Annotated in this window: 14 protein-coding genes; 10 read left to right on the top strand and 4 right to left on the bottom strand. The window is 73.0% G+C overall.

Features of this window, described 5'->3' with window-relative positions:
- Positions 1-8: 8 nt before the first annotated feature.
- From OG406_RS16315 to OG406_RS16305, 3 genes are all read right to left on the bottom strand, one after another.
- Positions 9-500 carry a succinate dehydrogenase hydrophobic membrane anchor subunit gene (locus OG406_RS16315; RefSeq protein ID WP_164369385.1) on the bottom strand — a complete coding sequence of 164 codons (492 nt, stop codon included), beginning with the start codon at positions 498-500 and terminating at the stop codon, positions 9-11.
- A gap of 5 nt (positions 501-505) precedes the next feature.
- Entirely contained in the window at positions 506-886 is a 381-nt protein-coding gene (sdhC, locus tag OG406_RS16310) for a succinate dehydrogenase, cytochrome b556 subunit (protein WP_081219016.1), read from the bottom strand.
- Positions 887-1,056: 170 nt separating this feature from the next.
- On the bottom strand, positions 1,057-1,638 hold the full coding sequence (locus OG406_RS16305; protein ID WP_164369438.1) for a 2-oxo-4-hydroxy-4-carboxy-5-ureidoimidazoline decarboxylase: 582 nt from the start codon (positions 1,636-1,638) through the stop codon (positions 1,057-1,059).
- Between the two features lie 424 nt (positions 1,639-2,062).
- On the opposite strand from OG406_RS16305, the gene OG406_RS16300 reads away from it, so the two are divergent.
- The 9 genes from OG406_RS16300 to OG406_RS16260 all read left to right on the top strand — a co-directional run bounded on the left by OG406_RS16300 (position 2,063) and on the right by OG406_RS16260 (position 10,133).
- The gene (locus OG406_RS16300) at positions 2,063-3,595 is read left to right on the top strand and encodes a beta-N-acetylhexosaminidase (RefSeq protein WP_329190832.1); all 1,533 of its coding nucleotides are present in this window, start codon (positions 2,063-2,065) and stop codon (positions 3,593-3,595) included.
- Between the two features lie 270 nt (positions 3,596-3,865).
- On the top strand, positions 3,866-4,624 hold the full coding sequence (locus OG406_RS16295) for a DUF4328 domain-containing protein (RefSeq protein ID WP_327409078.1): 759 nt from the start codon (positions 3,866-3,868) through the stop codon (positions 4,622-4,624).
- A gap of 105 nt (positions 4,625-4,729) precedes the next feature.
- Positions 4,730-5,266 (top strand): hypothetical protein, encoded by a 537-nt coding sequence (locus tag OG406_RS16290; protein ID WP_329186364.1) that lies wholly within the window; start codon positions 4,730-4,732, stop codon positions 5,264-5,266.
- An 86-nt stretch (positions 5,267-5,352) separates the two neighbouring features.
- On the top strand, positions 5,353-5,925 hold the full coding sequence (locus OG406_RS16285) for a hypothetical protein (RefSeq protein WP_164369388.1): 573 nt from the start codon (positions 5,353-5,355) through the stop codon (positions 5,923-5,925).
- 350 nt (positions 5,926-6,275) lie between these two features.
- Complete coding sequence (locus tag OG406_RS16280) at positions 6,276-6,659, top strand: hypothetical protein (RefSeq protein ID WP_081219022.1); 384 nt, start codon at positions 6,276-6,278, stop codon at positions 6,657-6,659.
- A gap of 159 nt (positions 6,660-6,818) precedes the next feature.
- Positions 6,819-7,436 (top strand): RNA polymerase sigma factor, encoded by a 618-nt coding sequence (locus OG406_RS16275; protein WP_164369390.1) that lies wholly within the window; start codon positions 6,819-6,821, stop codon positions 7,434-7,436.
- A 53-nt stretch (positions 7,437-7,489) separates the two neighbouring features.
- On the top strand, positions 7,490-7,975 hold the full coding sequence (locus OG406_RS16270; protein ID WP_329186362.1) for a hypothetical protein: 486 nt from the start codon (positions 7,490-7,492) through the stop codon (positions 7,973-7,975).
- Between the two features lie 419 nt (positions 7,976-8,394).
- Positions 8,395-9,057: an RNA polymerase sigma factor gene (locus OG406_RS16265; RefSeq protein ID WP_329190830.1), complete on the top strand. Its 663-nt coding sequence runs from the start codon at positions 8,395-8,397 to the stop codon at positions 9,055-9,057.
- Positions 9,057-10,133: a hypothetical protein gene (locus OG406_RS16260; protein WP_329186361.1), complete on the top strand. Its 1,077-nt coding sequence runs from the start codon at positions 9,057-9,059 to the stop codon at positions 10,131-10,133. Before OG406_RS16265 ends, OG406_RS16260 begins: the two co-directional genes overlap by 1 nt.
- A 300-nt stretch (positions 10,134-10,433) precedes the next feature.
- On the opposite strand, the gene OG406_RS16255 is transcribed toward OG406_RS16260, so the two are convergent.
- On the bottom strand, positions 10,434-11,264 hold the full coding sequence (locus OG406_RS16255; RefSeq protein ID WP_382754068.1) for a L,D-transpeptidase family protein: 831 nt from the start codon (positions 11,262-11,264) through the stop codon (positions 10,434-10,436).
- Between the two features lie 344 nt (positions 11,265-11,608).
- Here OG406_RS16255 and leuE point away from each other — a divergent pair, with 344 nt between their 5' ends.
- A complete protein-coding gene (gene leuE, locus OG406_RS16250; protein WP_164369393.1) occupies positions 11,609-12,259 on the top strand; it encodes a leucine efflux protein LeuE in 651 nt (216 codons plus the stop codon).
- Positions 12,260-12,267 lie beyond the last annotated feature (8 nt).

The following is a 12,267-nucleotide window of genomic DNA, read 5'->3' as shown; positions in this document are numbered from 1 at the left end:
CCCCGTGCCTAGCGGATGTTCGGGTCGAAGGTGAAGATCACCAGCGTGCCCAGCAGGATCGTGAACACCGTGGCGGTGTACAGCAGGCCCTTCAGCCACAGGCGCGTGTTCGCGCGCTCCGCGTAGTCGTTGATGACGGTACGCAGGCCGTTGGCGCCGTGCAGCATGGCGAGCCACAGCATGGCCAGGTCCCAGACCTGCCACCAGGGGTTCGCCCACCGGCCGGCCACGAAGGCGAAGCCGATCTTGGAGACGCCGCCGTCCAGGACGAGCTGGATGAGCAGGTGGCCGATGACCAGGACGACCAGGACGATGCCGGACAGGCGCATGAAGAGCCAGCCGTACATCTCGAAGTTGCCACGGGTGGACTTCGGGGTCTTCTTGGTGCGCTTGCGGGGGGCCTCGATGAACGGGGCCGGGTTGTCGACGCTGTACGTCGAGAACTCTCCGGCACCCTCGACGGGGCCGATGCCGGAAGCGGCGGTGTCAGTAGTGGACATCTGCGTCAGCTCCCGAAGACTTCGCGGAATGCGTGCCCGAGCACGGGGTAGAGCGCCCCGGCCATCAGCACGACCCAGACACCGACGACGGACCAGAGCATCTGCTTCTGGTAGCGCGGGCCCTTCGACCAGAAGTCGACGGCGATGACACGCAGGCCGTTCAGCGCGTGGAACAGGATGGCGGCGACGAGGCCGTACTCCAGCAGCGCGACGATCGGGGTCTTGTACGTGGACACGACCTTGTCGTAGTCCTCGGGGGACACACGGACGAGAGCGGTGTCCAGCACGTGTACGAACAGGAAGAAGAAGATGAGGACGCCGGTGACTCGATGAGCCACCCAGGACCACATTCCTTCCCGGCCGCGGTACAGCGTTCCAGCCGGCACGGAAGAACCCTCCGGGAGCGGGGATTGGGGCCGCGCCGGCTTCTGTGTCGGACGGGCCCGGCCGGGTACGGTCCACCGGCCCCGGCCATCGTAGCGACGTGTTGTCGGAACGCTTACAGCGGCCCTATCAATGTGATCAAACTGGCAATCAATCAGCCACGTTCGGGCTATTACGGGCGCCCGGCATCGGCGTGGCCCGGCCGGGGAGCGTCCGCGGCGGCGAACTGGACGGCGAGGCGGGAGAGCCGGCCGCGGGCCAGTCGCCGCAGCTCCTCGGCGGTGGTGACCCGCTCCTCCTCGGGATCGTTCGTCAGCCGTGACCGGATGCCCGCGAGCACCTGGTCGAGCGCCTCGCCCGGGGGAAAGCCGTCCAGACAGATGACGAACACATGCCCGAACCGGCTCTCGTAGGCCGCGTGCGCGGCGCTGAGCGCGGTGTGGGCGGCGGAGTAGGCCCCGTCCGGGAGCAGCGTCAGCGACTCGCCGGCCAGGGCTTCGGCCAGGTCGGCCGGGGTCAGGTCGTACGCCGCCTCGTCGGAGGCGGCGAGAAGCGCGGCGAGATCCGGGTAGGGCCGGTGGGCGGCGAGCCGGTGCGCCCAGCGAAGGCTGCGGCAGCAGGTGAGCAGGGCCCGGGTGACCGCTTCGGCCGGCGCGGAGTTGAACCCGTCGAGGCGGGCCGGGGACGGAGCCGCGCTCTTCTGTTCGGGCAGGGCGACCTGGCCGGGGAGGCGTGGGAGACGGTGAGACGTCAGCGTGGATCCTCGGCGGTGAGGGGAGGAGGGGCGACGTCCCGTGAGCGTGACGTGCGCGCGATACGTGTGTTTCGGCAGGGGGAGAAGTGAAACCTGTGCCGCTCACGCTATCGAGGTGTGGCAAAGGCTGTCCGACGGATGCCCGAATTTCACCCGGACGGGAGAGTTTCGGAGCGCTCGGTGGACGGTAGCGGTGGCGGCCGGGGCAGAGTTCACGGTGGAGTGGGCAGGTGGACATCCCGACGGGGGAGTACACCTGGTCGGAGGAGTGGATCTTTTGGGGGAGCGGCCTCGGTGACGGAATGAGGGTGGCGGCGTGAGTGGAGGCAGGCGGCGTGCGCCGCGGCGGCAGGCAGGGTGGCAGGGCCGCCGCGCCCAGATCGCCGCGGGCGGTCTCGCGGTCGCCGGCGTCGTCGCGGTCGCCGTGATCGTCTGGCCGGGCGGCGACAGCGGGGAACCGGCCGGTGCGGGCGAGGCCTCAAAGGCCGCGACCGCCGGCGTGTCGCCCAGCCCCAGCCCCTCGCCGAGCAGGAGCTACCCCCTCTCCCGGGCCCCGCGCACCATTCCCGCCGTACGGGAGCACACCGCGGCCCACGGCCCCGGCTGGCGCCCCGCCTCCGGTGGCCGGGTCGTCGTGGACGACTCCGGTCTCGCAGACGAGGGCAAGCTGCTGGCCGGGGAACTCGAGCTGACGTACGCGGGCCAGGACGACCCGAGGGACGGCGACGTCGAGCTGGGTCTGAACGACGGCACCGCGGGCCCGGAGTCGTACACCCTCACCGTGAAGAACCACCGGGTCACGATCAAGGGCCCCGCGGAGGCCGGCGTCTTCTACGGAACGCGCACCCTCAAGCAGGAGGTGCACGGCGGCGGCACGGCACCGGAGGGCGTGGTGAACGACCGGCCCGCGAAACCGCAGCGCGGGTTCATGCTCGACATCGCCCGCAAGCACTTCACGGCGGGCTGGATCGAGGACCGGGTGCGCGAGCTCGGCGACCTGAAGTTCAACCAGCTCGGCCTGCACTTCTCCGACGACCAGGGCTTCCGCATCGAGTCCGACACGCACCCCGAGATCGTGTCGAAGGAGCACCTGAGCAAGGCCGAGGTCCGCCGGATCATCGCCCTCGCCGCGAGCCGGCACATCACCGTCGTCCCCGAGATCGACTCGCCCGGACACCTCGGCGCGGTCATCGCCGCGCACCCCGACCTCCAGCTCCGCAACGTCTCCGGGTCCGCCACACGCGGAGCCGTCGACATCTCCAAGCCCGCCGCGGCGGACATCGTCGACGACCTGCTCAACGAGTACGCGGACCTCTTCCCCGGCGCCTACTGGCACATCGGCGGCGACGAGTACCAGGCCCTGACCGTGTCGAACCCGGCCGCGTCCTTCCCGCAGCTCGCCACCGCCGCGCGCGCCAAGTACGGCGCGGGCGCGAGCGTCGCCGACCTCGCGACCGGCTGGCTGAACGACCGCGCCGCCGTGGTCCAGGGGCACGACAGGACGGCACGCGCCTGGAACGACGGCTTCTTCCGGGGCGGCACCGTCCAGGCCGACGGCGATCTCCAGGTGGCGTACTGGACCGGCAAGGAGATCGGGGCCCGGCCCCCGGCCGAGTACCTGTCGGCGGGCCGCAAGGTCATCAACTACAACGACGAGTACCTCTACTACGTCCTCGGCGAGCCGCAGACCTTCGTCTATCCGACCGGACAGCGCATCTACGAGCAGTGGACGCCGCTCGTCCTGCGCGGCACAGCGGCGGTCCCGGCGAAGTACGACCCCCAGATCCTCGGCGGGTCCTTCGCCGTCTGGTGCGACCTCGCGAACTCGCAGACGCAGGACCAGATCGCGGCCGGCATCCGGATGCCGCTGCGCGCCACGGTCCAGAAGCTGTGGGATCCGGGCAGGCCCGAGCTGTCGTGGACGGAGTTCTCGGCGCTCGCGAAGCGGCTGGGCTGAGCGCCTGGGCCGAGCGGTCGGCCCAGGGCGGTCGGCCGGAAGGGTCGGCCGGGGCGCGCGACGCCGGGCCGCTGCTCGCCGTCGTGGATCGAAAGCACTGGTCCGGGCAGTTTTCGGCACGGTGGGGGCCGGTCGCGATCGGCTGGACGCGCGGCTCTGCAGAACCGTATCTTCCGGATACGTATTCGTGTGCCGGGCGGGACCCTGGGGAGGGGCGCGCCCGGCTCGTCGTGTCGGCACCCCGTCGTGCCGTGCACCCGGGGGGTTCTCATGACCATGCCGCCGTCGCACTCCGTGCCACCGAGGCCCGTCTCGCCGATGCCCGCGGCGCGGCCGCTCCCGCCGCTGCCGCCCCTTCCGTCCCCGAACGGACCGGCCTGGCTGCGCTCACCGGTCGGCCTCGGCAGAGCCGCCGTCGCGCTGCTCGCGCTGGTGATCGCCGCCGACCTCTTCGCGGTCTGGGCGGACTGGACGATGTACGACGTGTCCGGGACCCTCGCCGGCGGCGACTTCGGCGACGGCGTCCAGGAGCGGGCCGCTGACGCGGACACGCTGGTCGCGACGTCGGGCTACGCCCAGTCGGCCACGATGGTGGGGTCCGTCGTCGTCTTCCTCCTCTGGTTCCTGCGGGTCCGCAGCAACGCCGAGGTGTTCAGCCCGCACGGGCACAGCAAGTCCCGGGCGTGGGCCGGCTGGGGATGGTTCGTCCCCGTGGTCAGCCTGTGGTTCCCGCGCCGCGTGACGCTGGACATCTGGGACGCGAGCGCTCCCGCCGGGTCCCGGAGCGGCCACGCTCTCGTCAACGTGTGGTGGACCTTCTGGGTCCTGGTGCTGCTCACCGACCGGGTGTCCAGCAGGTCGTACACCAAGGCCGGCACCGCCGGGGAGATCCACGACGCCGCCGCCCAGGTCCTGTTCTGCGACGTCGTCGACATCGTGGCCGCCGCCCTGGCGATCCTCGTCGTGCTGAGGCTGACCCGCATGCAGCACCTGAAGGCGCTCCAGGGCCCCGCCGCGTACGCCGGCTGACACGCGTCCGACGGGCACCGGTTCGTCCCTTTCTCTGGTCAACCCCGGCACCCCTGTGGTGTATTCGGCCCCAGCCGCCGAACCGAGACACCCGGGGGGACCGGTATGGGGTACTGGGGCTATTTCGTCGTGGGCAGAAGCGAGCAGCCGCTCTCCCGGACCGCCGCGCTGGCCGGGGTGCCCGGCCTGCTGTCCCGGACGACGGCGCCCGGCGGCTGGCAGGTCTGGGAGTACCCGGGCGCGGGGACCGGGATCGGGAGCATGAAGGTGCTCGCCCGCGAGACCGGCGCACCCGCGCTCTTCGGGTACGTGATGGACAGCGCCTGCGTGGCGGTGGAGGCGGCGACGCCGTCCGGCGACGCGTGGAGCGCCTGCCTGGCCCGGAACGTCATGGCCGGCCATCTCGCCGGCGCCGACGGCGGACTGGGCGTGGACGACTACTTCCTGGAGCCCGCCGACGCGGCCGCACGGGCGGCCGCCTGGGCGGCCGGGGCGGGCCACTCGGTGACCGCCGACGCACTGCTCGCCGTCCTGGAGGCGGAGCCGGGAGCCGGGCCGGAGGGCCCCGGAGCGGAGTCGGGAGAGGTGGCCGAAAACCTGCTCTTCCAGCTCCTCGACCGGCTCGGTGTGGTGCCACTGTGACACTCCTGGACCGTTGCACGCAGTAAGGGGAAGTGCGGGCTCCGTAAAGCGAGGGCGCCCTGTTGAGGCATTTCGAGGGAGTCGTGATGAGTCTGGTGGAACTGATCGCTCAGGCCGACGAGAGAAGTCTGGCAGCGAGCGGTCTGGCTTGTTTGGATCGGTGCGTTCCGCTGCTGGGCGGTGACGACGACGTCCTGCGCCCCCTGTGGGCGTGCCTCGCCGACGCGGACGCCTGGGCCGAGTGGGGCACGCGTCTGGAGCAGGCGCGCGTCAAGCTGGACCCGGGGGTGCCCGAGCCGCCCGTCACCGACGAGGACCACGCGGCCCTCCTCACCCGCCTGATGCTCGACACCGTTCCCGAGCGGCCCTCGGAGGGCGAGTTGCGCGCCTGGGCGGACGTCTGCTCGCTGACGGCGCTGCGGGCGCATCGCCGTCTCGACCACGCCGACGACACCACGTCCTGGCCGACGGTGCGCGAGGAGGGCCGCACGGAGGGGCTGTCCCCGCTCGTCTCCGCCGAACTGCGCCGCCAGACCGCCGTCCTGGAACTCCTCGCCGAACACGGCACGGGCGGACTGCGGTTCGTGCTGGACACGTCGGTCGAGGCCCGGCGCGTCCTGCGGGCGGTGGTGGCGCGCAGGGCGCGGGGACGGGCGTAGGACACGCGGAGAAGGGGGCGACGGCCGGCGGCGGTCGGGGGAACTCCGGGCCAGCGGCGGCCGGGAGGACCCCGGGCCCGCGGTCCCGGCGTCCGCACCCGGACGTCGGCGGACCCGGAACCGTGCCGCTCGGACCGGTGCGGGGCCGGGCCGGGCCTGCGGCGGCCTAGGCCGTCTCGGTGTCCGCGGTGCCCGCGCAACTCGGGACGGCCCCGGCGGGCGGCCGTCAAACCTGCGTGCCTGGGGGGTTCCTGTGAGTGTCCTGGGGTGGAGATGGCGGTCCTGGGACGGTGTCGCGAACCCCCGCCGATCCGGGTGACGAATCAGGCCGCCGCCACGCTCTACCGAATGTGAACGCTCCTCGGACAACCAGGCCTTCAGCTGCGACGAAGCCCGTTCGCTGGGCGGCCGACTCGGTCGCGACCATGCGGGAGGGCGCCCGTCTGCGCCTCGACTACTCCGCGCAGAGCCTGTGGCGGGTCGACCGCATGATCGACGAGATACGCCGGGAGGGAGCGCCGTACGCCGCCGTCGAGAGCGTGCTGCGCGGGTTCGGCGCGTACGCCGGTGAGGTCGTCGCCCGCCGTACGGGCGCCGAGTGGTGGGAGACCGGTGGCGAACACTGGCTGCGCACCCCCGACGGCCGCCTCTGGGACCCGATCGACGAGGCCCGTCGCGCCTACGTGGGCGACGGCTCCCTGCGTCTGCTGTGCCGCGAGGCCACGCGGCGGTAGCCGGCCGCCCGGCGCGGGCGCCGCCGAGGAGCGGCCCGGGGCAGCTGACGTGCTGTGACATTTCCGTGGGGACCGGCGCTGATGACCATGAGGGTGTCGGCGCGGTCGGCCGTGTCGGCAGAACACACTCGGGCGAACTCGGCGTGAACGAGGACAGTGTTGGGCCAGGGAGGGGAACCCCGCCGCGCGCGGCCGTACGACGCGGAACTGGGCGTGGCCGTCGCGCGGGCGCAGGAGGGTGACGAGGCCGCCTTCGCCGTCGCGTACCGGACCGTGCAGCCCGGACTGCTCGGATACCTGCGCGGGATCGTCGGGGACGACGCGGAGGACGTGGCGTCCGAGGCCTGGCTGGAGATCGCCCGGGACCTGGGGCGGTTCCGCGGTGACGGCGCCGGGTTCCGCGGCTGGACCGCGACCATCGCGCGGCACCGCGCGCTGGACCATCTGCGACGGCTGAAGGCACGGCCCCGGGGCACGCCCATCGAGCAGGACGTGCTGGAACTGCCCGGCGGACACAGCACGCATGACGAGGCGTTGGAGACGCTGTCCACGGAGTACGCGCTGGAACTGGTCGCGGGGCTGCCGCGCGACCAGGCCGAGGCGGTCCTGCTGCGCGTCGTCGTCGGCCTCGACGGACCGGCCGCGGCGCGGGTGCTCGGCAAACGCCCGGGCGCGGTGCGCACCTCCGCCCACCGGGGTCTGAAGCGGCTCGCGCGCCTGCTCGCGGCCGAGGGTGTGACGGACGAGGCGCCCCCGACGCTGGGGGATGCGGGATGAACCTCGGAACGGCGGGCTGAGAGGGAACCGGCATGGGACCGGACGGAGTGCCTGTGGAACCCAGGAAAGCGGCGGACCCCACGGGGCCCGGCGGGAGTGAACGGCACGGCGACGACGGTTCCCCCGGCCGTCGGGTCGCCGACGCCACGGGCCCCGGCGCCGACGCCGGTGGACGGGTCGCTTCACGGGGCGGCGGAGGCGGGCGTGGTGTCGCCCTCGGGGTCCGGGCCGCCGTCGGGTCGCTGCTCGCCGCCGCCATGCGCGGTCGCTCGGACGACGGCGAGGCGGAGGCGCACGCTGTCGCCGCCTTCCGCGCCGCCCGTGACGGCGGAGCGCACGCCGCCCCCACCCGCCGACGGGACGACTGGCGCCACCGGAGGAGCGCGGGGGAGGCGGCGAACACCTCGGACGCGGGAGCGCGGGAGACGGCGACGGTCCCGGCGGACGCGGTGGAGGCGACGGTGGAGGCGACCGGAAGGGCGCTTGGAGCGACGGCGGCGGCCGGGGTTCCGCGGCAGACCGGGGACCGTACGGATTGAGCCACGGCCGGGCCGGGCGGAGTCGGCGCATGTGCCGAGGAGTGGTGCCGATGGCAACGGCCGGGGCCGCCACCCCCCACAGGAGAGGCCCCGACCGTCGCGCGGCACGGACCGCGCGGCGGCCCGTACTCAGTACAGCGCCGCGACTGCGTTTTGTGTCACACCTCGCTCCGTCACCAGGTAGTTGCACGTTGTACGAACATGGACGGGGAGCTGTTTCAGGCCGTAACGTTCCATTCGCGCCGGGTGCGGACGACCGACGGGACCGTGACCACGGGGACCGGAGACCGCGGGCCGCGTGGGCCTGTGACCAGAACCACGTGGGACCCGGGACCGCAACCATGCATCGAGGAAGCACGACGGCGAGAGAACCGGTCCGCGAGAGCGGCACCGGACGGGGCGCACAGAGGGGCGCGGGGGTGCTGGGGGACGACGCGGAGCTGACCGCCGCGGTGCGTGCTGCGCAGGACGGGGACGAGACCGCGTTCCGGACTGTGTACCGCGCCGTGCACCCACGGCTGCTCGGCTACGTGCGGACGCTGGTCGGAGAACCGGACGCGGAGGACGTCACGTCCGAGGCCTGGCTCCAGATCGCCCGCGACCTGGAGCGGTTCAGCGGAGACGCGGACCGGTTCCGCGGCTGGGCGGCGCGGATAGCCCGCAACCGCGCCCTGGACCACATACGGATGCGCGGACGCCGCCCCGCGACGGCCGGCGACGAGACCGAACTGGCCAGCCGGCCCGCCGAGTCCGACACCGCGACCGAGGCCATCGAGTCGCTGGCCACCGACAGCACCCTCTCGCTCATCGCCCAGCTCCCCCAGGACCAGGCGGAAGCCGTCGTCCTGCGGGTCGTGGTCGGCCTCGACGCCAAGTCCGCGGCCGAGACGCTGGGCAAGCGTCCGGGCGCCGTCCGCACGGCGGCGCACCGCGGTCTGAAGCGGCTCGCGGAGCTGCTCGACGCGGATGCGGAATCCACCGGCGCGCTCGACGCCGTTCCCCAGCAAAGAGGATCGCGCACCCGCGCGGTGACGTCCGCCGGTGTGACGCATACGCGTTCGCGGACGCAGAAGGACATGTGATGGCCGACGAGCAGTACAGGTGGCTGGACGCCGACGCCGCGGAGCGTCTGCTGCGCGGAGAGCCGCTGGAAGCCGTCGACGCGGGCACGCGCGAGCAGGTGGAGCGGCTCGCCGGAGCACTCGACGCCCTGATCGCCGAACCCGCACCGAACAGCGACGAACTCCCCGGCGAGGCGGCCGCGTTGGCCGCGTTCCGCAAGGCGCGCGAGAACGCCGACGGAGCCGCCGCGCCGCTCGGCCGGCGCGATCTCGCGCGCTCCGCAGCCCATGCCGCCGACGCCGGTCTCGTACGGATCGGGCGGCCGGCCGCGCACGGACGGCGCACCCGGTGGGGGCGCCCCACCCGGATCGGGCTCGCCGCCGTGCTCGCCGCCGGGATGGTCGGCGGGGTCGCCGTCGCGGCCGGAACCGGAGCGTTGCCGACGCCGTTCACCCACCAACACCCGGACCCCGCCGCGTCGGTCACGGCGATCCGGACTCCCGACCGTCCGCTCGGCTCACCCGGGCCCACCGTCTCCGGCGGCATCGGTTCCGTGGTGCCGACTCCCGATGGCCCCTCGAACCGGCCGTCGGGCGACGCCCCGACGACCGCGCGGCCGGACACCGCTGACGCGTCGGGCCGTCCCGGCGACGACGCCACCGAGAGTGCCGACCGCGATCCCGCGTGGCTGAACCGGGCGCGTACCTACTGCCGTGACGTGCTCGACGGCAAGGACCTCGCCGGGGGGCGCCGCCAGCTCCTGGAGCACGCGGCCGGAGGCGGCCGCCAGGTCAAGCTGTACTGCGCGGGCCTGCTCGGCCGCCGTGCCGGCGCCGGCGACGGCAAGAGCGCCGGGGACGACGGCAAGCAGGGCCCGGGCCGCGGGTCCGGCGAGGACGGTCGGGACGACCGCGGGGACCAGGGCGACGACGACGGACACCACATAGGGCGCGGCAACGACCCCCGGGGCAACGGAGGCGTCGTCGCCCCCGTACGGCCCGGGCACCCCGCTCCGGTCCGGCGCCTGCCGGTCAGGCCCGGGACGTCCCCGGCCCCCCGGCCTGCGGCGACGCCGCTGCCCGCCCCCTCTCCGTGAGGCGCGGGGCCCGTTCCGGCCGCCCCTCGGGGCGCCGCTTCCAGGAGTCCGGCCTCCGCCCGACCGGGTGGTACGCCGCTGACCTGCAGTTTCGTTTTTCCTTGAACTTTTTCTCCGGCCCGGTGTGACGTTTTCAGCCGCCGTGACGCAGTAAGGGGTGAGCCGACTGGTCATCGGCCGTCGCACGGAGCCGGGGTTCCCCCCGTACCCACGGCTCCGTGCACCTGGCGCGGGCGGGACACGTTCCCCCGGTCCCGCCCGCGCCCCACTCCTTTCCCGCCCCACCCCCGCAGCGCTCCGTCACCAGTAGACGACGACCTTGTCGCCGTTCCGGACCTGCGCGAACAGGGCCGACACCTTGCTCTGGTCACGGACGTTGACGCAGCCGTGCGAGGCGCCGTAGTAGCCGCGCGCGGCGAAGTCCGAGGAGTAGTGCACGGCCTGGCCGCCGCTGAAGAACATCGCGTACGGCATGGACGTGTGGTAGAGCGTCGACACGTGGTGGCGTGACTTGAAGTAGACGGTGAACACGCCCTCGCGGGTCGGCGTGTACTGCGAGCCGAACCGCACGTCCATCTCCGAGACGGTCCTGCCGTCGACCATCCAGCGCAGGGTGCGGCTCGTCTTGCTGACGCACAGCACCCGCCCCGTCAGACAGCGCGGATCGGGCTTCGCGGCCGGCTGGCCGCCGTACGGATACAGCTCCCAGTCGGCCGGATCGTGCGTCATCTTCTTCAGCCGCTGCCAGGTGACGGCGTCCAGCTGCCCGGTGCTCGGCAGCCCCCGCTTGCTCTGGAACCCCTTGACCGCCGCGACCGTACGGTCGTCGTACGTCCCCGTCGGCGGGGTGATCAGCCAGGCGACCTGGTGCAGCCGGGCCTGCGCCGAGCGGATGTCGTCACCCCGGTCGCCGCTCGACCAGAGGACCTTGGCGGGGACCCCCTTCGAGGCGGCCGGAGTGCCGGCCCTGCCCTTGGCGCCGGTCGTCGGCTTGTCGTCGTCGCCCTTGCCGGGCGCGAGCGAACCGTCGATCCGCACGGGCGCCGCGGTCTTCCCCGACGCGTCCACACCCTGCGCCGTGCAGCCGCTCAGCGCGGCCAGCGCCACCAGCGCGGCCAACGGTCTCTTCATCCCTGTGGTACGCATCCGGACCCCTGTTCCACCCGTCCTGTCGTGCACATCAGGCCCCCCTCTCGCCCCGCGCCCCCTGAGATGCTCCCCGCGGGTGACCGGCCACGAACCAGGCGGCATGGGGGCAGCGAACACGAGAACCCCCCGCCCCCACGGACGCACATGCGGTCGAGGACGTTCCGACCTGGGCGATTCCTCCGTATGGGTGAGCGGGAACGGACTCCGCCCGCCCCGGGCCGCGCCGGACACGCTCCCCGACGGCGAACGACCCGCCCGGCCCCGGCCATGACGGACGTGTGAGACGGGGCGGTGCGGAGTCGTAGGTGCGTGCGACACTCACTTTCATGCTTGGTGTCATCGATCTCCCCACCTATCTGGCGGGGCTTGTGCTGATTGTCCTGTTGCCGGGACCGAACTCGTTGTACGTGCTGTCGGTCGCCGCCCGGAAGGGCGTCCGTACGGGGTACAGGGCCGCCGCGGGTGTGTGGTGCGGGGACACCGTGCTCATGACGCTCTCGGCGGCCGGTGTCGCGTCGCTGCTGCAGGCGAACGAGGTGCTGTTCGGGATCGTGAAGTACGCGGGCGCCGGCTATCTGACCTGGCTGGCGTTCGGGATGCTGCGGGCCGCGTGGGCGATGTGGCGGGCCCGCCGGGAGGCCGCCGTCGAGAGCGCGGAGGCCGAACCGGTGGCCGGGGAGCGGCCGTTCCGGCGAGCGGTCGTGATCAGCCTCTTCAACCCGAAGGCGATCCTCTTCTTCGTCGCCTTCTTCGTGCAGTTCGTCGACCCCGGCTACGCCTACCCGGCGCTCTCCTTCGTCGTGCTCGGCGCCTTCGCCCAGCTCGCGAGCTTCCTCTACCTGACCGCGCTGATCTTCAGCGGTACGCGACTCGCGGCCGCCTTCCGCCGCCGTCGGCGCCTCTCCGCGGGCGCCACCACCGCGGCCGGCGCCCTCTTCCTCGGCTTCGCGGTCAAGCTCACGCTCGCCAGCGCCTGAGACCCGCC

Origin of the sequence: Streptomyces sp. NBC_01428, from assembly GCF_036231965.1 — a bacterium.
In the GTDB taxonomy this organism is placed as follows: domain Bacteria; phylum Actinomycetota; class Actinomycetes; order Streptomycetales; family Streptomycetaceae; genus Streptomyces.
This window is presented reverse-complemented; position numbering and strand designations above follow the sequence as displayed.